Annotated in this window: 17 protein-coding genes; 11 read left to right on the forward strand and 6 right to left on the reverse strand. The window is 60.9% G+C overall.

Translation table 11 applies throughout. From position 1 onward, the window contains the following. Window positions 1–12 precede the first annotated feature (12 nt). The 9 genes from infC to ACQ4WO_RS17995 all read left to right on the forward strand — a co-directional run bounded on the left by infC (window position 13) and on the right by ACQ4WO_RS17995 (window position 8,387). Window positions 13–573 (forward strand): translation initiation factor IF-3, encoded by a 561-nt coding sequence (gene infC / locus ACQ4WO_RS17955; protein WP_416054767.1) that lies wholly within the window; start codon window positions 13–15, stop codon window positions 571–573. Window positions 574–800: 227 nt separating this feature from the next. Beyond that, entirely contained in the window at window positions 801–998 is a 198-nt protein-coding gene (gene rpmI, locus ACQ4WO_RS17960) for a 50S ribosomal protein L35 (RefSeq protein WP_038493025.1), read from the forward strand. A 26-nt stretch (window positions 999–1,024) separates the two neighbouring features. Further along, window positions 1,025–1,384 carry a 50S ribosomal protein L20 gene (rplT, locus tag ACQ4WO_RS17965; RefSeq protein WP_010399214.1) on the forward strand — a complete coding sequence of 120 codons (360 nt, stop codon included), beginning with the start codon at window positions 1,025–1,027 and terminating at the stop codon, window positions 1,382–1,384. A gap of 145 nt (window positions 1,385–1,529) precedes the next feature. Then, window positions 1,530–2,546 carry a phenylalanine--tRNA ligase subunit alpha gene (pheS, locus tag ACQ4WO_RS17970; protein WP_034751917.1) on the forward strand — a complete coding sequence of 339 codons (1,017 nt, stop codon included), beginning with the start codon at window positions 1,530–1,532 and terminating at the stop codon, window positions 2,544–2,546. 78 nt (window positions 2,547–2,624) lie between these two features. Next, window positions 2,625–5,051 (forward strand): phenylalanine--tRNA ligase subunit beta, encoded by a 2,427-nt coding sequence (pheT, locus tag ACQ4WO_RS17975; RefSeq protein WP_436482608.1) that lies wholly within the window; start codon window positions 2,625–2,627, stop codon window positions 5,049–5,051. Window positions 5,052–5,221: 170 nt separating this feature from the next. Further along, the gene (locus ACQ4WO_RS17980; RefSeq protein WP_010399205.1) at window positions 5,222–5,569 is read left to right on the forward strand and encodes an integration host factor subunit alpha; all 348 of its coding nucleotides are present in this window, start codon (window positions 5,222–5,224) and stop codon (window positions 5,567–5,569) included. Between the two features lie 10 nt (window positions 5,570–5,579). After that, window positions 5,580–5,984, forward strand: coding sequence for a MerR family transcriptional regulator (locus ACQ4WO_RS17985; RefSeq protein ID WP_436482609.1), 405 nt, complete (start codon window positions 5,580–5,582; stop codon window positions 5,982–5,984). Window positions 5,985–6,194: 210 nt separating this feature from the next. Beyond that, a complete protein-coding gene (locus ACQ4WO_RS17990; protein ID WP_010399201.1) occupies window positions 6,195–6,827 on the forward strand; it encodes a response regulator in 633 nt (210 codons plus the stop codon). 144 nt (window positions 6,828–6,971) lie between these two features. Continuing rightward, entirely contained in the window at window positions 6,972–8,387 is a 1,416-nt protein-coding gene (locus ACQ4WO_RS17995) for a sensor histidine kinase (protein ID WP_436482610.1), read from the forward strand. A gap of 75 nt (window positions 8,388–8,462) precedes the next feature. On the opposite strand, the gene ACQ4WO_RS18000 is transcribed toward ACQ4WO_RS17995, so the two are convergent. Both ACQ4WO_RS18000 and ACQ4WO_RS18005 read right to left on the reverse strand, forming a co-directional pair. Then, window positions 8,463–9,272, reverse strand: coding sequence for a Crp/Fnr family transcriptional regulator (locus ACQ4WO_RS18000; RefSeq protein ID WP_034751913.1), 810 nt, complete (start codon window positions 9,270–9,272; stop codon window positions 8,463–8,465). Window positions 9,273–9,497: 225 nt separating this feature from the next. Continuing rightward, window positions 9,498–11,555, reverse strand: coding sequence for a methyl-accepting chemotaxis protein (locus ACQ4WO_RS18005; RefSeq protein ID WP_436482612.1), 2,058 nt, complete (start codon window positions 11,553–11,555; stop codon window positions 9,498–9,500). 186 nt (window positions 11,556–11,741) lie between these two features. On the opposite strand from ACQ4WO_RS18005, the gene ACQ4WO_RS18010 reads away from it, so the two are divergent. Then, complete coding sequence (locus tag ACQ4WO_RS18010; protein ID WP_436482706.1) at window positions 11,742–13,418, forward strand: peptide chain release factor 3; 1,677 nt, start codon at window positions 11,742–11,744, stop codon at window positions 13,416–13,418. 112 nt (window positions 13,419–13,530) lie between these two features. Here the strand turns inward: ACQ4WO_RS18010 and ACQ4WO_RS18015 are convergent, their stop codons facing one another. Beyond that, window positions 13,531–15,423 (reverse strand): putative bifunctional diguanylate cyclase/phosphodiesterase, encoded by a 1,893-nt coding sequence (locus ACQ4WO_RS18015; RefSeq protein WP_436482613.1) that lies wholly within the window; start codon window positions 15,421–15,423, stop codon window positions 13,531–13,533. A gap of 589 nt (window positions 15,424–16,012) precedes the next feature. On the opposite strand from ACQ4WO_RS18015, the gene rnk reads away from it, so the two are divergent. After that, a complete protein-coding gene (rnk, locus tag ACQ4WO_RS18020; RefSeq protein WP_162835757.1) occupies window positions 16,013–16,420 on the forward strand; it encodes a nucleoside diphosphate kinase regulator in 408 nt (135 codons plus the stop codon). A 51-nt stretch (window positions 16,421–16,471) separates the two neighbouring features. Here the strand turns inward: rnk and ACQ4WO_RS18025 are convergent, their stop codons facing one another. The 3 genes from ACQ4WO_RS18025 to ACQ4WO_RS18035 form a co-directional block, all read right to left on the reverse strand. Beyond that, window positions 16,472–17,500, reverse strand: a complete 1,029-nt coding sequence (locus ACQ4WO_RS18025; RefSeq protein WP_175560449.1) for a transporter — start codon at window positions 17,498–17,500, stop codon at window positions 16,472–16,474. Between the two features lie 235 nt (window positions 17,501–17,735). Further along, complete coding sequence (locus tag ACQ4WO_RS18030; protein ID WP_128142701.1) at window positions 17,736–18,431, reverse strand: YXWGXW repeat-containing protein; 696 nt, start codon at window positions 18,429–18,431, stop codon at window positions 17,736–17,738. A 189-nt stretch (window positions 18,432–18,620) separates the two neighbouring features. Continuing rightward, entirely contained in the window at window positions 18,621–18,857 is a 237-nt protein-coding gene (locus ACQ4WO_RS18035; RefSeq protein WP_034751908.1) for a hypothetical protein, read from the reverse strand. Window positions 18,858–19,182 lie beyond the last annotated feature (325 nt).

Here is a 19,182-nt window from a genome sequence, read left to right on the forward strand (position 1 = left end):
CGAGGAAACTCGCTGCACGACCGTCTTACAAGATTTTTAAAGGAAATTACAATAGCTACTGACAAGTCACATCGCATCAATGGCGAAATCACTGCCCCTGAAATGCGTTTAAGCGGGGTCGATAACGAGCCACTCGGTATCGTAAGTTTGGCTGAAGCCTTCCGCCTGGCGGAAGAGGCAAACGTCGATCTGGTGGAAATTGCGCCTACCGCGCAGCCACCGGTGTGCCGTTTGATGGACTACGGCAAATTTAAGTATTCGGAGCAAAAGAAAGCTCACGAAGCCAAATTGAAGCAAAAGATCATCCTCGTGAAGGAAGTCAAATTCCGTCCGGGGACTGATGATGGTGACTACAATATCAAGTTGCGTAATCTCATCAAGTTCCTTGACGATGGCGATAAAACCAAGATTACCTTGCGTTTCCGCGGTCGTGAGATGGCGCATCAGGATATTGGCTTCCGCATGCTGGAACGTCTGAAAGCCGATCTGGAGCCGTACGGCCAGGTCGAGCAGTTCCCGAAGATGGAAGGCCGCCAAATGATCATGGTTCTTTCGCCTAAGAAGAAGAAGTAAGATACAATAGCGTTTTACTGTGGATCGACGTGGTTTGTGCCTGCATGGGCGCGACACCAGATTCCAGGCAGAATTTGCGCGGCCCGGTCAGCAATAGCCGGGCCGCGTGAACTGTAGTGGACTCGCATCCGCTGCACAACATGTGAAAGCAGGCATCTAAGCGCAGCGTCGTGTTGCCACCTGCAATCCTGTTATAAATGGAGCTGTCCGTAAGAGGACAGATTGCTATGCCTAAAATGAAGACCAAAAGCTCCGCGAAAAAACGTTTTCGCGTGCGTCCAGGTGGAACAGTCAAGTCGGGTCACGCGTTCAAACGCCACATCCTGACCAAGAAAACCACCAAAAACAAACGTCAGTTGCGCGGTACCCGTAACATCAACGCATCGGATGTCACATCCGTCATGCGCATGATGCCGACTGCTTAATCTCACACTCAATTTAAGGAGTTACTATGCCTAGAGTAAAACGTGGGGTTACAGCTCGTGCCCGTCATAAGAAGATTCTTGTTCAAGCTAAAGGCTACCGTGGTCGCCGCAGCCGTGTATACCGTGTTGCCAAGCAAGCAGTTATGCGCGCTGGCCAATACGCTTACCGCGATCGCCGCAACAAGAAGCGCGTTTTCCGCCGCCTGTGGATCGCCCGTATCAACGCCGCTTCCCGTGAGCATGGCGTAACGTACAGCGTATTCATGAACGGCTTGAAAAAAGCAAATATCGAACTGGACCGTAAAGTCCTGGCCGATATGGCTGTGATGGACAAGCCAGCATTCGCTGCGATTGTCAACGCAGTTAAAGCAAAAATCGCTGCGTAAGCATCGGTCATTGCACAACGTCATCCGTAGGGTGACGTCATAAAGAGCGGGGCAGGGGTGTGAACCTTATGCCCCGTTTCCGTTTTTGATTGTTGGACTTTTGATAATCGAGTCCAGAATTGATGTCCAAAACAGGAAATGCCGCATGAACTCCCTAGAAGAACTCGTCGTCTCGGCCCAGGCTGACTTTATCGCCGCCGCAGACGCTGCCGCACTTGAAAACGCCAAAGCCCGCTACCTGGGCAAGACTGGCCAGATTACCGAAATGATGAAGGGCCTGGGCAAGCTGGATCCGGACGCGCGCAAGGCGCAGGGCGCCCTGATCAACGCCGTCAAAGTGCAGATCGAAGACGCGCTGACGGCGCGCCGTGATGCGCTGGCCGATGCCCAGATGCAAGGCCGTCTGAACGCCGAAGCGATCGACGTGACCCTGCCAGGCCGTGGCCGGATGCCAGGCGGCATTCATCCCGTGATGCGCACGTGGGAGCGGGTCGAGGAAATCTTCCGCTCCATCGGTTTCGACGTGGCCGACGGTCCTGAAATCGAAAACGACTGGACCAATTTCACGGCGCTGAACAGCCCGGAAAACCATCCAGCCCGTTCCATGCAAGACACGTTCTACATCGATGGCAACGACACCGATGGCAAGCCCTTGCTGCTGCGCACGCACACGAGCCCGATGCAGGTGCGTTATGCGCGCACGCACACGCCGCCGATCAAGGTCATCGCGCCGGGCCGCACCTACCGCGTCGACAGCGATGCCACCCATTCGCCGATGTTCCACCAGGTCGAAGGCCTGTGGATCGCCGAAGACATCAGCTTTGCCGACCTGAAGGGCGTGTACCTGAATTTCGTCAAGGCCTTCTTCGAGACGGACGACCTGCAGGTGCGCTTCCGTCCGTCGTACTTCCCGTTCACGGAACCGTCGGCCGAGATCGACATCGCCTTTGGCTCGGGCCCGTTGAAGGGCCGCTGGCTGGAAGTGTCGGGCGCCGGCCAGGTGCATCCGACCGTCGTGAAGAACTTCGGCCTCGATCCCGAGAAATTCATCGGTTTTGCTTTCGGCTCCGGCCTGGAACGCTTGACGATGCTGCGCTACGGCATCAACGACCTGCGCCTTTTCTATGAAGGCGACTTGCGTTTCTTGAAGCAATTCAACTAAGCGTTGTTCCGTTTGATTCATGGCGCTTGAGCGCCTGTGCGCTCGCGCTGTGAGCTTTGACCCTTTGAAGGCTTGATTATGCAATTTTCCGAAAACTGGCTCCGTACCATGGTCGATCCGAAGATGACTTCGGACGAACTGGCCCATCTGCTGACCATGTCCGGTCTCGAAGTCGAGGACGTCGATCCTGTCGCGCCCCCGTTCTCGAACGTGGTGGTGGGCCTGGTCCTGGAGATGGAAAAACATCCGAACGCGGACCGCCTGAATGTATGCCAGGTCGACGTCGGCACGGGCACCATGCTCAACATCGTCTGCGGCGCGCCGAACGTGCGCCCGGGCTTGAAAGTCGTCTGCGCGATGGCGGGCGCCGTGCTGCCGCCTGGCGCCGATGGCAAGCCGTTTGAAATCAAGGTGGGCCAGCTGCGCGGCGTCGAGTCGCAAGGCATGCTGTGCTCCGCGCGCGAATTGAAATTGTCGGAAGAAAACGCCGGCTTGATGGAATTGCCGGACGACGCGCCGATCGGCCAGAATTTCCGCGATTACTTTGCGCTCAACGACTTGAAATTCACCATCAAGTTGACGCCGAACAAGGCGGACTGCCTGTCCGTGCTGGGCGTGGCGCGCGAAGTGTCGGCCTTGACGGGCGTGCCCCTGAATGCGCCGCAGTTCCGCACCGTGCCTGTTTCCAGCGATGAAATCCTGCCCGTGAAAGTCAGCGCGCTGGACCTGTGCGGCCGTTTCACGGGCCGCATCATCCGCGGCTTGAACGCCAAGGCAGCCACGCCGGACTGGATGAAGCAGCGCCTTGAGCGCAGCGGCCAGCGTCCGCTGTCGGCCCTGGTCGATATCTCGAACTACGTGATGCTGGAGCTGGGCCGTCCCAGCCACGTGTTTGACCTGGCGAAGATCCACGGCAGCCTCGACGTGCGTTGGGGCAAGGCGGGCGAATCCGTCAAGCTGTTGAACGGCAATACCATTGCCGTCGACGAGTGGATCGGCGTCATTGCTGACGATAAAGAAATCGAATCCTTGGCCGGCATCATGGGCGGCGACGCCAGCTCCGTGTCGGACGATACGGACAGCATCTATCTGGAAGCGGCATTCTGGTGGCCGAACGCCATTCAAGGCCGCGCGCGCCGTTTGAATTTCTCGACCGATGCGGCGCACCGCTTCGAGCGCGGCGTCGATTTCGCCACCACCGTCGAACACATCGAGCGCATCACGGCACTGATCGTGGAAATCTGCGGCACGCCGGCGACGACCGTCGGCCCCGTCGACGACCACGTGGTGAACTTGCCGCAACGCCAGCCCGTATCGATGCGCACGGCGCGCGCGCAAAAAGTCATCGGCGTGCCGCTCAACGATGAGCTGATCGCCGATATCTTCACGCGCCTGGCCCTGCCATTTACCTTGGCGGACGGCGTGTTTTCCGTGACCTCGCCCAGCTACCGTTTCGACATCGAGATTGAGGAAGACCTGATCGAGGAAGTGGCGCGCGTGTACGGCTTTGAAAACATCCCGACCTTGCCGCCCGTGGCCGCGAACGTGATGCAGATTGCACCGGAAAATACCCGCTCGCTGTTTGCGGTACGTCATGAACTGGCCGACCTGGGCTTCCAGGAAGTGGTTAACATGAGCTTTGTCGATACGGCATGGGAGCGCGATTTCTCGGGCAACACAAACCCGATCAAATTGCAGAATCCGATCGCCAGCCAGATGAGCGTGATGCGTTCCTCGCTGATCGGCAGCCTGATCGCCAATGTGCGCTACAACCTGAACCGCAAGACGAACCGCGTGCGCATCTTCGAAGTGGGCGCCATCTACCAGCGCGACGACAGCGTGGCAAACGGCCCGTTGTCGGTGGCTGGCTACGCCCAGCCGAAGCGCGTGGCCGCCATGGCCTACGGCGCGGTAGCTGACGAGCAGTGGGGCCAGGCTGCGCGCACGGTCGACTTCTTCGACGTGAAGGCGGACCTGGAAGCGCTGTTCGCGCCGCTGGTCTTGCGTTTCACCAAGGCGGAGCATCCGGCACTGCATCCGGGCCGTTCGGCCAACGTGGAGCTCGATGGCAAGGTCATCGGTTTCATTGGCGAATTGCACCCGCGCTGGATGCAAAAGTATGACTTGCCGCTGGCGCCCGTGCTGTTCGAAGTCGACGCCGCTGCCTTGACGCAAAGAGCCGTGCCCGCGTACCAGGAAATCTCGAAATTCCCTGGCGTCAGCCGCGACCTGGCCGTGGTCGTCAAGCAATCGGTGGCCGTGCAGGATCTGCTCGACAGCTTCCACGTGGCAACGAAGGCGAGCCCGGCAGCGCGTATCGTGCAAGCCATTGTTTTATTTGATGAATATCGTGGAAAAGGTCTGGAAGCGGATGAAAAAAGCCTTGCTTTCCGGATTAGCTTGCAAGATACTCAAAACACCCTGCAAGACGATGTCGTCGATGGCCTGATGGCTGTCCTGATCGATGCGGCCAAGCAGGGCCACGACGCGAAACTGCGTTCGTAATTACCGGACTGGCCGTCGCCTTGCGTGACGGCCTTTCCGTCGTCAATCGTAGACGAGCTTGCCATGTGGCGAGCTCGGGCGCACAGAAAAGGCAGGGCAGGAAAATTAATAACAGCGACGTTGATTCCGCCGTACTGCAGTCCGCACTGGCCGCCGATTTGCATCGGGCCATGCTGGTTGCCAAAGTGCGCCAGGAAGCGGAAAAAGATTTACCGACCTTGACCAAGGCGGAACTGGCCGAACTGTTGTTCGAGCAAGTGGGCCTGAACAAGCGCGAAGCGAAGGATATGGTCGAGACCTTTTTCGACGAAATCCGCAATGCGCTCGAGCGTGGCGAGGCCGTCAAGTTGTCCGGTTTCGGCAATTTCCAGTTGCGCGACAAGCCGCAACGGCCGGGCCGCAATCCGAAGACGGGCGAAGAGATCCCCATCACGGCGCGCCGTGTCGTGACCTTCCATGCGAGCCAGAAGCTGAAAAGCATGGTCGAAGAGACCAGTCCGCTGGCACGTGCTGCCTGAGTGAGTGGCGATGAACGAGCGCATCAGTAAAACCGAGTTGATCGCCTTGCCGCCCATTCCGGCGAAACGCTATTTCACGATCGGCGAGGTGAGCGAGTTGTGCGGCGTCAAACCGCACGTATTGCGCTACTGGGAGCAGGAGTTTTCCCAGCTCAAGCCGGTCAAACGACGTGGAAACCGTCGTTATTATCAGCACCATGAGGTGCTGCTGATACGCCGCATCCGCGAATTGCTGTACGAGCAGGGCTTTACCATCAGCGGGGCGCGCAACAAGCTCGACAGCCGTGGCGCTTCGCATGCCATCGCCGCCGAGCTGCCAGCGCTGCCGGCCATGCCTGCCGTGCCGCAGGAAGCGCCGTTGGACCGCGTGTGGATACGCAATGAATTAATGGCGATTTTAACCTTGCTAAAATAAGATTTGTACCAATATAGGTGGGGTTGTCCGGTAGCAGTTGACCAAGTTGACTATACTGCATGGGCGCTCCGCCTTGGCGCTCACGCCACCGTACGGCGCGCCATATTTTGAATATAATGTTAATGTTGCGTTTTTGTTAGTGACGCTGAACCGGAGCAGCGTTCAGGTTCCGGTAGTCTTTCCCAGGCCAGGAAAATTTAAGGGGAAACAATGATACGCGTTGCCATTTGTGATGATCACCAAATAGTACGAGCTGGATTCAAACAGATTTTTTCGTCTTCTGACGATTTCAGTGTGGTGGCGGAAGCCGGTACCGGGCGCGAAGCGCTCGATATCGCCCGCCGCGAAATTTGCGATGTATTGCTGCTCGATATAGCCATGCCCGATCAAAGCGGCATCGATACCTTGCGCACGATCCGCCAGGGCCAGCCGGAATTGCCGGTGCTGATACTCAGCGGCTATCCCGCGCAGCAGTATGCGCTGAACCTGTTCAAGATGGGCGCGAACGGCTATCTGAACAAGGAATGCGAAGCCGATGAGCTGATGACGGCCGTGCGCACCGTGTTCCAGGGACGCCGCTATGTCAGCTCCACCGTGGGCGAGTTGCTGGCGCAGTCGTTCGACCGCGACACGAATGCGGCCTTGCATACGGAATTGTCGGACCGCGAGTTCCAGGTCTTCCTGCGCCTGGCGCGCGGCGCCACCGTGTCCGATATCGGCGTGGCCTTATCGCTGAGCATCAAGACGGTCAGTACCTACCGTACGCGCATCATGGAAAAAATGGGCTTGCAATCTAACAGCGACCTGACCTATTACGCAATGAAAAACAATTTGCTTGACTAGCGCTGCGGTGCGATCATTGAAACATGATCGCTCAGCCAGCTAGCCAGCACGACTTGTGCAGTGCAGCAGTTTGCGGCGAGGACTATAATTGGCCGGCGCCGGCGCTCTCTCCCGCGCCGAACCTTGCTAAGGATGCACATCAGGATGTATTTCACCGCTGAACCGGCCCCGAATCACCGCCTGCCCCTGTACAAGACGATCCTGTGCGTGACGTGCGCCTTGTTGCTTGTACTTAATGGCTTCAGTCTTTATCACAACCTGCAGTCGTTGAAGGGCACGAACGCCTTGCTCAGCCAGAGCGCCCGTGTGGCCGACCGCCTGCAGTATTTGAATGTGCTCGTGCTCGATGCGGAAAGCAGCTTGCGCGGCTATTTCATTTCCGGCTCCGAAACGTATCTGGGGCCGTCGAAGACCGCCACCACCGAAATCGAAAACGAATTCAACGAGTTGCAAACCTTGCTTGCGGGCAGTCCTACCCAGCTGAAAAACCTGGGCCAGCTGAAGAGCTTGATCCGTCGCAAGATGTCGATGTTGCAACAATCGATCGATGTCTACAAGCAGGGCGGGTTGGCCGAGATCGTCAACATTTCCCGCGTCACCGATGACCGCGCCACGATGGACGAGATCCGCCTGCAGGTGGTGATCATGACGCGCGAACAGAATGAAGCGCTGTCGACCGGCAGCGCCGCCTTTTATCATGAGTACCAGAAAGCCGTGCTGCTCGGCATCGGCATCAATGCCCTGGCCATCCTCGTGTTGATCATGTTTTACCAGTTGGTGCGGCGCAGCTTCCAGAACCGCGCGGCCGTCGAGTATGCATTGCAAAATGCCAACGATACCCTGGAATCGACGGTCAGCAAGCGTACCGAGCAGCTATCCGTGCTGTCGCGTCATTTGATCAGCGTCAATGAAGTGGAAAAAGCGCGGCTGGCGCGTGAGCTGCACGATGAGCTGGGCGCCAACTTGACGTCGATCAGCATGGACCTGGGTGCCGTCACGCAGCAACTGGCGCACACGCAGCCGGAACTGGCGACGCAATTGCGCCGTGCCAAGGCGACCTTGCTGGAAACGGTGGAGCTCAAGCGCCGCATCGTCGAGGATTTGCGCCCGAGTCTGCTGGACAACCTGGGCCTGTGCGCCGCCATTGAAAGCTATTGCGAGGATTTTGCGCGCATGAGCTCGGTTCGTTGCGAAACGGACGTGGCCATCAATATCGACAACCGCGAAGCCACCCTGACGATTGCTCTGTTCCGTATCGTGCAGGAATCGCTGACGAATATCATGAAATATGCGCGTGCCGGCATGGTCAGCGTGACCTTGAAACGCAATGAACACGGCCTGGTGCTGCGCGTGATCGACGACGGCATCGGCATCACGGAAGCTGCGCTGCAAAAACCGATGTCGCACGGCTTGCTGGGCATGCGCGAACGCGCTTTGCTGCTGGGCGGCACTCTCACCGTGCGCCCGGGACCGGATGGCAAGGGGACATGCGTGGAAGCCGTGATTCCGCTGCCGCTGACGCCGGAGCCGGAAGACATCGACGCGGATATCGAAGCGTAATTTTCTTTGAGATAAAAAATGGCCGGGCATGCAGCCCGGCCATTTTTTTAACTATCTTGCGTGATCAGCAGCGCATCAGCAGCGCGATACGTCGCGCAGCAAGCGGTCGTATTCTGTCTTGGCTACTTTGTAGCACTCGCCCGCATAGCATTCCAGGCCGGCGCGGTCCAGCACCGTGATATTGCCGCGGCGATAGTGGATCAAGCCTTCTTCCTGCAGCTTGCCAGCGGCGGCCGTGATGCTTTCGCGGCGCACGCCCAGCATGATCGAGATCAGCTCTTGCGTGACTTTCAATTCATTCGATGGCGAACGGTCCAGGCGGTCCAGCAGCCAGCGGCACAGCTTTTGTTCGATCGAGCTGTGGCGGCCGCCGACGGCGTTCTGTGCCATTTGCGCAAACAGGGCGTTGGTGTAGCGCATCAGCAGCTGGGGCAGGGCGCCGCCTTGATTGAAAGCGTCGCGCAAGCTTTGCGTTTTCAGGCGGTAGCCGTAACCGGCGCTTTGCACGACAGCCGTGCACATGGCGCGCTCGCCGGCCAGCAGCGAGGCACCGGCCACGCCTTCATGACCGACGACGGCGATTTCCGTCGTGGCGCCATCTTCCATCACATACAGCAGCGAAATGATGGCGGTGGTGGGGAAGTAGCTGTATTCCAGGTTGTTACCATAGGCATACAATTCCTTGCCGAACGGCAGTTCCACCAGTTCCAGGTCTTCGAACAGCGATTCAAGCGCGGCGCGCGGCAGGGCGGCCAGCAATTCATTCTGTTGGGCACTGCTGAGGCTAACCCGCGACGCAAGCTTGATTTCCCGTCCGGCCGCCGGCATGGCGCGCGGCAGCAACTGGTTCTTCTGGACCGGGGTGCTAAGTTGAGTTTGGTTCATAGTATTCCTCACAGGCTTTTTACATCGGAGTGCGACTGCCGCGTTGCTGGTCAAAGAAGCTGCCGTGCTCATGTGATAACGGCGTTTTGTTCGACCGCGCGGTGCAGATCGCGATGTAGCTACTTTAAAAGCTTATGTAAGTGGCGAACATAAGATTAGCAGTCGCCACTTTGTAGTCTCATTTGAGGCGGAATTGTAGTCCTTGTCCTACGTGCACACTTTTGACTAGCTAGCCTTGCGCCGTTCCGCGCGATTTTGTGATATGACGCGCGGTTTATTGGCGCTCCACAGACCGGCCGGACGCACGCTGGGCAAGCCGTCGCGCACGGCTGCGGCCGGCGTCTGGCGCGGGTTTGGCGTCTCGTGCTCGCCCAGGCGGAAGCGGCTGACGGCCTGCGTCAGCGCTTCGCCTTCCTGGTGCAGGCGCTGCGAACCGGCGCGCGCCTCGTCGACCAGGCCCGCGTTCTGGCGCGTCATGTCGTCGATTTGCGCCAGCGCCTGGTTGATGCGGGCGATCTCGCCATTCTGCTCGGCGCCGGCGCTGCTGATGCGTCCGATCACCACGGCCACCTGCTGCACGGCGTCGACCACTTGCCGCATGGTGTTGCCGGCGGCATTGACGAGGTCGCCGCCGGCATCCACGGTGGCGACGGAATCGCCGATCAGGCGCTTGATTTCCAGCGCCGCCTCGTTCGAGCGCTGGGCCAGGCTGCGCACTTCGGAGGCGACGACGGCAAAGCCGCGCCCCTGCTCGCCCGCACGCGCCGCTTCCACCGCTGCATTCAAGGCCAGGATATTCGTCTGGAAGGCGATGCCGTTGATGACGCCGATGATGTCGACGATCTTGTGCGAGCTGGCCTTGATCGAGGCCATGGTGTCGACCACGGCGCCCACGGTCTGGCCGCCGCGCAGGGCCACGTCGGCCGCCGTCGCCACCAGGGTGCGGCCCTGTCCTACGTGCGCCTCGTTGCGGCCCACGGTGGCCGTCAGCTCGCGCATCGAGTCCACCGTGGCGCCCAGCGCATCCGCCTGCGTGGCCGTGCGGCCGGACAGGGCGGCGTTGCCCTGGGCGATATCGGCGCCGGCCGCCGCGATGATGGCCGCGCCGCCGCGGATTTCCTGCACCAGCGTGGCCAGGCCGTGCGTCATGGCGCCGAAGTCGCGTACCAGGTCGCCGATCTCGTCGTGCGCCTGCGAGGTGATGCGCTGCGACAGGTCGCCCGCCGCCGCCGCGCCGACGGCCACGCGCAATTGCGTCACGTCGCGCGCGAATGCGGCATAAAAGCCCGCGCACAGGTAGGCGGCTGCCAGCAGCACCAGCAGCATGGCCGCCAGGATCAGGGCGCGGCGCGCCTCGTCGCGGGCGATGCGCTGCGCCAGCAAATCGTCCAGGGCGCCGGCGGAAGCACCGGAGAGCGCCTGCAGGGCGTCGATCGCCTGCATGCCGGCCGCATGGAATTGCGCGCCAGACGTCTGGTCGTAGGAATTCGTCACCTCGTTTTTCGTGCGTTCGAGGAAGGCCAGCGCGGCTGGCACGGCTTTCAGGGCCGGCTGCACGCTGGCGCGCAATTCCGGCCGGGTGGCGAGGATTTCGTCGAAGCGGGCCGGCAGGCGTTCCAGTTCGTGGCGCGCGATCAGCGCGTTGGCGTTGACGAGTTGATCTTCATTTGCTTCGAACAGGCCCGTGTCGATGTAGGCGGCGCCGCGCCCGGCGATGTCGGACAGGCTTTCGGCCAGGTCGGGCAGGGTGGCGGTGAAGACGGCGCTCAGGTGGTTGGCGCCAGCGTCCGGGTCCAGGCTCAGGTGCGAACGGTCGGCCACCAGCTGGCCCAGTTTGGCCGCCTGGCGCAGCAGCGCCGTATGCGCCGCGTAGCTGTCGCGCGCCGCGAAACCGGCCTGGCGGCCCAGCAGGGCTTGCCACTGTTTCGTCAGCTCGGCCGCCTGCGGCAAGCCGGCACCGGCAGGCAGGCGCGCCAGGGCCGCCAGTGTGGCCGTGATGCGCGCGTTCAGGGCCTTGTTGTCCATGCCCGCCTTGCCGCTCAGGCGCAAGTGTTCGAGGCCGCGCCGCTGCTGCAGCAGGCGCGTGCCTTCCTGCAGCTGGCGCACATAGGCCACGCCGCGCTGCGCATCCTGCGCCTGGGCCAGCGACTTGCCCAGCTCCGAGATCAGCAGGGTGGTCGCCAGCACCAAAGGCAGCAGGAAGACCAGGCAGACAAGCATGAATTTGGGCAGCAGGCGCAAGCGCTGCATGAGTCGGATGGCGGGGGTGAGGAGGATTTTCATCGGGTTTCCAGGGTAGGGTGACAACATTTCTGCAGTGCAATGTTGCCTGCGGATTGTGACCCCTTGATGAAGTGCGCCCTGATGCAGTCATTTTTGCCGTTCGCCAGAGTGAAGCAGTTCACACGGAAGGCCGATCCTTCTGTAAAATCGAGGGTTTTTTGCGAGGGCCATATTATGGTCACCAATATGGCCAACGAGAACGACATCAACACCCCCGATTCCAGCGACAACGCGGACATCGCCGCAGCGCCAGCGAGCAGCAAGGCGCCGGCCGTGATCGCGCGCGAAGTGCAGCGCCGCCGCACCTTCGGCATCATTTCCCACCCGGATGCCGGTAAGACCACGCTGACGGAAAAACTGCTGCTGTTCTCGGGCGCGATCCAGATGGCCGGTACCGTCAAGGCGCGTAAATCGGGCCGCCACGCGACGTCGGACTGGATGGAGATCGAGAAGCAGCGCGGCATTTCCGTCGCTTCCTCGGTGATGCAGTTCGAATTCCGCGACCACGTCGTCAACCTGCTCGACACCCCCGGCCACCAGGACTTCTCTGAAGATACCTACCGCGTGCTGACGGCGGTCGACTCGGCGCTGATGGTGATCGATGCGGCCAAGGGCGTGGAAGCGCAGACGATCAAGCTGCTGGCCGTGTGCCGCATGCGCAATACGCCGATCGTCACCTTCATGAACAAGATGGATCGCGAAACGCGCGATCCGCTGGACCTGCTCGACGAACTCGAATCCGTGCTGAAGATCCAGTGCGCGCCCGTCACCTGGCCTATCGGCATGGGCAAGAACTTCCGCGGCGTGTATCACCTGCTGAACGACGAGATCATGCTGTTCAAGGCCGGCGAAGAAAAGGCCGACGGCGCCTTCGAAATCATCAAGGGCATCGACAACCCGCGCCTGCAAGAGATGTTCCCGCTCGAGATGGACCAGCTGCGCATGGAAGTGGAACTGGTGCATGGCGCATCGAACCCGTTTAACCTGGAGGAATTCCTCTCCGGCGTGCAGACGCCCGTGTTCTTCGGTTCGGCCATCAACAACTTCGGCGTGCGCGAGATCCTGTCCGCGCTGGTCGACTGGGCGCCGGCGCCGCGCGAGCGCGATGCGACCGTGCGTTCGGTGGCCCCGTCCGAGCAGCCATTTACCGGTTTCGTCTTCAAGATCCAGGCGAACATGGACCCGGCCCACCGCGACCGCATCGCCTTCTTGCGCGTGTGCTCGGGACGTTTCGAGCGCGGCATGAAGGTCAAGCACTTGCGCCTGGGGCGCGAGATCAAGGTGTCGAACGTGGTGACCTTCATGGCTTCCTCGCGCGAACAGGTGGAAGAGGCGTACGCGGGCGACATCATCGGCTTGCCGAACCATGGCAACATGCAGATCGGCGACAGTTTTTCCGAAGGCGAGATGTTGACCTTTACGGGCATCCCTTACTTCGCGCCGGACTTCTTCCGCTCCGTGCGCATCCGCAATCCGCTGAAGATCAAGCAACTGCACAAGGGCTTGCAGCAGCTGGGCGAAGAGGGCGCGGTGCAAGTCTTCAAGCCGGTGCAGGGCGGCGAACTGGTACTGGGCGCCGTCGGCGTGCTGCAGTTTGAAGTGGTGGCCAGCCGCTTGCTCAACGAGTATGGCGTCGATGCCGTGTTCGAAGGCACGAGCATCAGCAGCGCGCGCTGGGTCAGCTGCGACGACAAGCGCATCTTGCAGGACTTCGAAAACGCGCTGGGCCACAACGTGGCCTACGATGCGGCCGGCAACATGGCCTACCTGGCCACGTCGGGCGTCAACCTGCGCCTGACGGAAGAGCGCTGGCCGAAGCTGAAATTCCACGCGACGCGCGAGCATTCGGCCAAGCTGGCTTGATGTAGTGTGGTGATGTCGGATTACGCGCTGCGCGCTAATCCGACCTACCTGTTCATGGCGTAGGTCGGATTAGGCCAACGGCCGTAATCCGACAACCAGCGTTGGCGCCAACTCAAGCCGGCAAAATCGTGCGCGTGCTCCAGTCGCGCCGTTCCAGCAGCAATGCCGTCAGCTGCGCCGCCGTCATCGGGCGCGCGAAGAAAAAGCCCTGCACGTTGTCGCAGCCCGCTGTTCGCAAAAACTCCACCTGCCGCAAGGTTTCCACGCCCTCGGCCACCACTTTCAGATGCAGGCTGTGCGCCATGGCGATGATGGCCGTGACGATGGCTTCGCCCTCGCCGGGCAGGTCGTGCACGAAGCTGCGGTCGATTTTCAATTGGTCGATCGGCAGGCGCTTCAGGTAGGACATCGACGAATAGCCGGTGCCGAAATCGTCGATCGACAGATGGATGCCCGTTTCCTGCAGGCGCCGCATCAATTCCACGTTGGCGTGGATATTGTCCATCAAGACCCCTTCCGTGATTTCCAGCTCCAGCAAGCCATGCGGCAGCTGCGTTTCGTCCAGGATGGCGCGGATATCGTCCATCAGGCCCGGGTCGCGCGCCTGGCAGGCCGACAGGTTGACGGCCACGTGCTCGAGCGAATCGAGCAAGCCCGCCTTGCACCAGACGGCCGCCTGGCGGCAGGCGCTTTGCAGCACCCAGCGTCCCAGGTCGACGATGATGCCGCTTTCCTCGGCCACGGGGATGAATTCGGCGGGACTCAGCTGGCCCATCTCGCGGCAGTTCCAGCGTATCAGCGCTTCCACGCCGACGATGCGCCCGCTGCGCAAATCGATCTGCGGCTGGTAGTGCAGATACAGTTCCTCGTTTTGCAGCGCGCGGCGCAGGTTCGCTTCCATGCGCAGGCGGCGCTGGGCACGCAATTCCATTTCGGCCTTGAACACGGCGTAGCGGTTCTTGCCCTGGTGCTTGGCGTGGTACATGGCCGTATCGGCATTGCGCGTCAGGGTGGCCACGTCTTGCGCGTCGAACGGGTACAGGCTCACGCCGATGCTGGCGCTGACATATAGCTGATGGCCTTCGAGGTCGAACGGCGCGGCCAGCACGGCGAGGATCTTGCGCGCCACGCTGGCCATTTCCGAAGCGTCGTCGGCCGGTTCGACGATGACGACGAATTCATCGCCGCCGATGCGGCAGATGATGTCGGTGCCGCGCAGGATGGCGACCAGGCGCTCGGCGACAAGCTTGAGCAACTGGTCGCCGCAATGGTGGCCCAGCGTATCGTTGACTACCTTGAAGTTGTCCAGGTCCAGCAGCAGCAGGCCCACGCTGCTGTCCTGGCGGTCGGCGCGCGCCAGCGCGTAGGCCAGGGCGTCGTTGAATTCATGGCGGTTCGGCAGCTGCGTGACGGAGTCGACGTGGGCCAGGTAGTGCAGATGGCTTTCCGCATGCTGGGCGGCGGTGCGCGTGCGGCGCACCATCAGGAACGTCAGGCCGAACGCGCACAGGCAGACGAGCACGGTGAAGGCGGCAAATTGCGCCAGGCTGGCGTACAGCGGCGCCAGGCTGGCGCGCAGGTACAGCGCGCCGCCGCCGGGCAGGGTCTTCAATATCGCGGCGCTGCCGTCCAGGTAATCGAGATGCAGGCCGTTGCGCGGCGCCGTCGGCACGGCGTCATTGCCGCTGCGCGCGTAGCGGGCAAACGGCGTGCCATAGGGGCTGTAGAGCAGGGCTTGCCGGACATGCGGGGCGGCGGCGAGGGGAGCGAGCAGTTGTTGCGCTGCAAGACGATTGTCCTCGCGCATGGCCTGGGTGGCGGCGGGGGCCAGCATATCGGCCTGGATGTGCAGGTTGCGCTGGAAGGATTCCTGAAGGGAAAACAATTGAAAGAGGATCAGCAGCAGGCTGGCCGTGGCCAGCATGGCCGCCGCGGCCAGCAAGTTCAGCCGGGCTATCCGGTCGCCGCGCAATTGCACGGACGGCAGTATCAATGGCGTCATCATGACGCTTCTTCCTGCCGGCCCCGCCTGCCGCCGCCCCGTGTGATCACGCCTCGCCCTGCCATACTTTACGTTCCAGTCTGATGAAAACCGAAGTGAGCCGGAACTCTCAACGTGTTGCCAAGTGTTGCTAAGGCCGACATATTGTCATTTTGCAGCGTGAAAGTACAGGGCGTGCGGCAATTTATATCCATGCAGCACACCGGTGACAGCAGGCAAGGCGACAAGACAGGCGGAAAAGGAAAGCGTGTCTTTCTAATAATAATTCATGCTGAATTTTAATCCTTTTTTTGCCCGCCGTTTTTTTTCTCTTAAAACAATGCTGATGGTAAACAAAATACCAGCAAGAATAACTTCAATGGATCCGGCCATCGCGGCACGGATAAACTTTTTTACGCTATAAGCCATTACAAGTCATTGATTTTAATAAATTTTAATGAAGAATGCGCGAACGCTATGGCCTTGCTCCGCGAGTTCGTCCATAATCCGCTGATGATGGACGTCCTGATGCTGTTTGTTTTGTCTGCCGCGGCCAAGCAATCTGCCGCCAGCAAAACCGGACGCCGCCCTGATGATCAATAGTGAGGATATCTTGGAAAAAAAACCAAAAATTATTTTGTCGTCACAAGACCTGGAACGACTGGAAGCGTTGTTGTATGCCTTGGGTAATAACTTATCGCCGGACAAGGCCGCCTTGCTCGATGAGCTGGGCCGTGCCGAGGTGCTCGAGCCGCAAGAGATTCCACCGACCGTCGTGACGATGAATTCCACCGTGCGCTTCACGGTGGAAAACAAGGAGGAATTCTGCCTGACGCTCGTGTATCCGAAGGACGTGGAAGGCCAGGCCGACCGTATTTCCGTGCTGGCGCCCGTCGGCAGCGCGCTGCTGGGCCTGTCTGTTGGCGACAGTATCGCCTGGCCCATGCCGGGCGGCGTGGTGAAGGTCAAGATCGAGGAAATCGTCTACCAGCCTGAACGGGCCGGCGAATACCACCGATAAGCAGTGACGGCGGACGGCGCCTGCCGTTCGCCTGCCAGGCCGTGCCGGGACTTAACTGTTTCGCTGCACGCGCACCACCAGCCATCCCGCCACGACCGTGAACGTGACGATGATGGCGACGATGATCCAGAAGCCCTGCGGATGCTGGGCCAGCGGAATACCCCCCACGTTCATGCCCAGCATGCCGGCGATGATATTGATCGGCAAGGCCAGCACGGTGACGATGGTCAGCACGAACAGGCTGCGGCTGTTTTCCTCGTTGACGCTGGCGGCGATCTCTTCCTGCAGCAGCTTGATGCGTTCCTGCAGCGAAGACATATCGCTGAGCACCACCGAAAACTCCTCCGTCGACTGGCGCAGTTCCAGGCTGTCGAGTTCCGACACCCACGAAGGCGGACGTTGCAGCAGGCGGAACAGGGCGGCCGGTTCCGGCGCCAGCAGGCGCTGCAGCCGCACCAGCACGCGCCGCATGGCGCCCAGGTCTTCGCGTTTCGGCACCAGGCGCCCGGCCAGCAAGTGATCCTCGATATCGTCGACCCGTGCCACGGCGTCGCGCACGATGTTGACCAGCACGTCGGCCTGGTCGCGCAGCAGATGAATCAGCAGTTCCACCGACGAGCGGATCGGCTCGTGGTTCTTGATGACGGCCTGGCGCAGGCGCTCGATCGACTGCAGCGGCGCGCGGCGCGCCGTGATGACGAGGTTTTGCGCCACGCTGGCCCACATGGTGGAAATGTCGGACGCTTCGAACGAGAAGTTGTGCACCACATCGTTGACCACGGCGATCAGGGTGTTTTCCGCCTGTTCGATGCGCGTGGAACGGGAACCCTGGTGCAGGGTTTCATAGAATTCGTCGGCCAGCTGCGTGTGCGTCATCAGCCATTTTTCGCTGGCCGCATGCGACAAATTGAAATGCAGCCAGACGAATTCCTGTGCCGGCCGCGCCGCGCCATCGGCCAGCCAGGCCAGCGCCGCCGTCGAGTCGAGCGCCAGCGGCTGCCCGTCGCGCCCAAACAGGAAGCCCCAGACCAGGCCCGAGGTGTCCGAGCCGTAGGTAAAACCGGCAGTTTCCATCGCCATCGTGAATCTTTCTCGCGCAGTGTGATTGATCGTCGCGCGATGTTAATACACGGATGTGTCGGGAAAATGACAAGGCCACCGCGATGGGTGGCCCTGGTAGGTAACTTTTACAGTAACGCTTGATAGAACCGTCGCGAGCGGCGGTGATTTGTGGCCGAGAAGCGCAACCGTGCTAAAGCACGGTGAGCATCGCAGGCCGCAAAGCGCGACGCGCAGCAGGTTATATCAGGTGTTACTAGTCGCGGCGCGGATTATCGGGTCTGCGGTCGTCGCGGTTTGGGACCCCGTCGCCATCGCGGTCGTGGCGGTTGCCATTGTCGCGGTCATAGCGGTTGGGGATGCCGTCGCGGTCGCGGTCGCCATTCGGACCGCGCGACCAGCGGCCTTGCTCCATCTGCCAGCGGCCGTCGCGCTGGTTCCAGGCGGGCGGCGCATACACGTAGCCGCGGCGTTCGGCGATCCATACACCTGGCGTCCACGCGTAGCGCTGGCCGCGCCATTCCCAGTGGCCGGGCGCCCAGACGTAGCCGTGGCGGGCGCGGGGGATGGCTTCGCGGCGCGGTGGCGGCGGTGCGATGCGGATATCGTCATAGCGCACGGGCTGCACTTGCGCGGCGACCCAGCCGCCACGGTCCAGGCGCCAGCGGTTGTTCTCCTGTATCCAGGCTGCGCGGCGGTAGTGGTTGCCACCGCGTTCGCGCAGCCATTCGCCGCCGGTCCAGACGTGGCGCTGGCCATCCCAGTTCCAGTAGCCTGGCGCCCAGACATAGCCGGCGCGCGGCGCCGGCGCGCTTTCAAACCGTGGCGGTGGCGGGGCGTCGCCGATGACAATGCTGACGCCGAGCTGATTCTGTGCCATCGCTTGCGCAGGCAGGAAGGCCGCGGTGCTGATGGCAAGCATGGCTGCTGCGTAGAGTGTGATGGGTTTCATGATGTGCTCCATTTCGGTGATTGCTTGAAATGGACTATAGGCGCTTGCAGGCGGGCAGATCGCCTTTGATTCAACTTATTACAATTGACACAATGCTGAGTGTCCGTGTATCCGTGGCAGATACAAATGGCGGCCTGGCGCGGCGCTATTCAAACTGGCGCCAGGCGGCGTGGTGTCAGCATCGGTGGCTCACAGGGTGCTGGCGGTGGCGTTGCCCAGCAAGGCTTGCCGTTCCTCGATCAGCGAGATTTTCTTTTCCTGTTCCGTCAGGCGCTTGGCGCTGACCACCACGACGGGGATGGCGTTCGCTTGCGCAGCAGCGGCGGTTTGCGCGGCTTGTGGCTGGTTGAAGCTGGCATAGCTGGCGCCGCAGGCGATGGCGACGGCGACGGTAAAGATGGCTTCCATGTTTTTCAAGGTTTTCATGATGGTTCCTTTCGGGGGGGAGGGTGGGTATGCATGCACTGTAGCCACGCGCGGGCCGGCGCGCCATGCGCATGCGACCAGCCGTGGTTTTGGCGGGATGGCCTGCAAAAAAACGGCGCTGAAATGCCTGCGCGCGGCATTGGCGGGCGACGGCTTGAATTGAGGCCTAATTAGCCCTGTATCCGTGCATATGAATGCACTTGCCGCATGGCATTATTTGACACTGCACAGTGTTGTGCGCCGTGGCGCGCACGCTCGGCGCGCGGCAGGTGCTGCACCAGCTGTCCTGCTAGAATCGGCATGGCAGCCGTGTTGCGCGCACTTG

It is taken from the genome of Janthinobacterium aestuarii (assembly GCF_051380835.1).
Taxonomy (GTDB): domain Bacteria; phylum Pseudomonadota; class Gammaproteobacteria; order Burkholderiales; family Burkholderiaceae_D; genus Janthinobacterium; species Janthinobacterium aestuarii.

What these genes read in the sequence shown, in the direction of transcription:
- ACQ4WO_RS17995 (WP_436482610.1), top strand. Translation starts at nt 6,972, where the DNA reads ATGTATTTCACCGCTGAACCGGCCCCGAATCACCGCCTGCCCCTGTAC.
- ACQ4WO_RS18030 (WP_128142701.1), bottom strand. Translation starts at nt 18,431, where the DNA reads ATGAAACCCATCACACTCTACGCAGCAGCCATGCTTGCCATCAGCACC.
- ACQ4WO_RS18010 (WP_436482706.1), top strand. Translation starts at nt 11,742, where the DNA reads ATGGCCAACGAGAACGACATCAACACCCCCGATTCCAGCGACAACGCG.
- ACQ4WO_RS18005 (WP_436482612.1), bottom strand. Translation starts at nt 11,555, where the DNA reads ATGAAAATCCTCCTCACCCCCGCCATCCGACTCATGCAGCGCTTGCGC.
- pheS (WP_034751917.1), top strand. Translation starts at nt 1,530, where the DNA reads ATGAACTCCCTAGAAGAACTCGTCGTCTCGGCCCAGGCTGACTTTATC.
- rpmI (WP_038493025.1), top strand. Translation starts at nt 801, where the DNA reads ATGCCTAAAATGAAGACCAAAAGCTCCGCGAAAAAACGTTTTCGCGTG.
- ACQ4WO_RS18025 (WP_175560449.1), bottom strand. Translation starts at nt 17,500, where the DNA reads ATGGCGATGGAAACTGCCGGTTTTACCTACGGCTCGGACACCTCGGGC.
- ACQ4WO_RS18000 (WP_034751913.1), bottom strand. Translation starts at nt 9,272, where the DNA reads ATGAACCAAACTCAACTTAGCACCCCGGTCCAGAAGAACCAGTTGCTG.
- ACQ4WO_RS18015 (WP_436482613.1), bottom strand. Translation starts at nt 15,423, where the DNA reads ATGATGACGCCATTGATACTGCCGTCCGTGCAATTGCGCGGCGACCGG.
- ACQ4WO_RS17990 (WP_010399201.1), top strand. Translation starts at nt 6,195, where the DNA reads ATGATACGCGTTGCCATTTGTGATGATCACCAAATAGTACGAGCTGGA.
- ACQ4WO_RS17980 (WP_010399205.1), top strand. Translation starts at nt 5,222, where the DNA reads ATGCTGGTTGCCAAAGTGCGCCAGGAAGCGGAAAAAGATTTACCGACC.
- pheT (WP_436482608.1), top strand. Translation starts at nt 2,625, where the DNA reads ATGCAATTTTCCGAAAACTGGCTCCGTACCATGGTCGATCCGAAGATG.
- ACQ4WO_RS17985 (WP_436482609.1), top strand. Translation starts at nt 5,580, where the DNA reads ATGAACGAGCGCATCAGTAAAACCGAGTTGATCGCCTTGCCGCCCATT.
- rplT (WP_010399214.1), top strand. Translation starts at nt 1,025, where the DNA reads ATGCCTAGAGTAAAACGTGGGGTTACAGCTCGTGCCCGTCATAAGAAG.
- ACQ4WO_RS18035 (WP_034751908.1), bottom strand. Translation starts at nt 18,857, where the DNA reads ATGAAAACCTTGAAAAACATGGAAGCCATCTTTACCGTCGCCGTCGCC.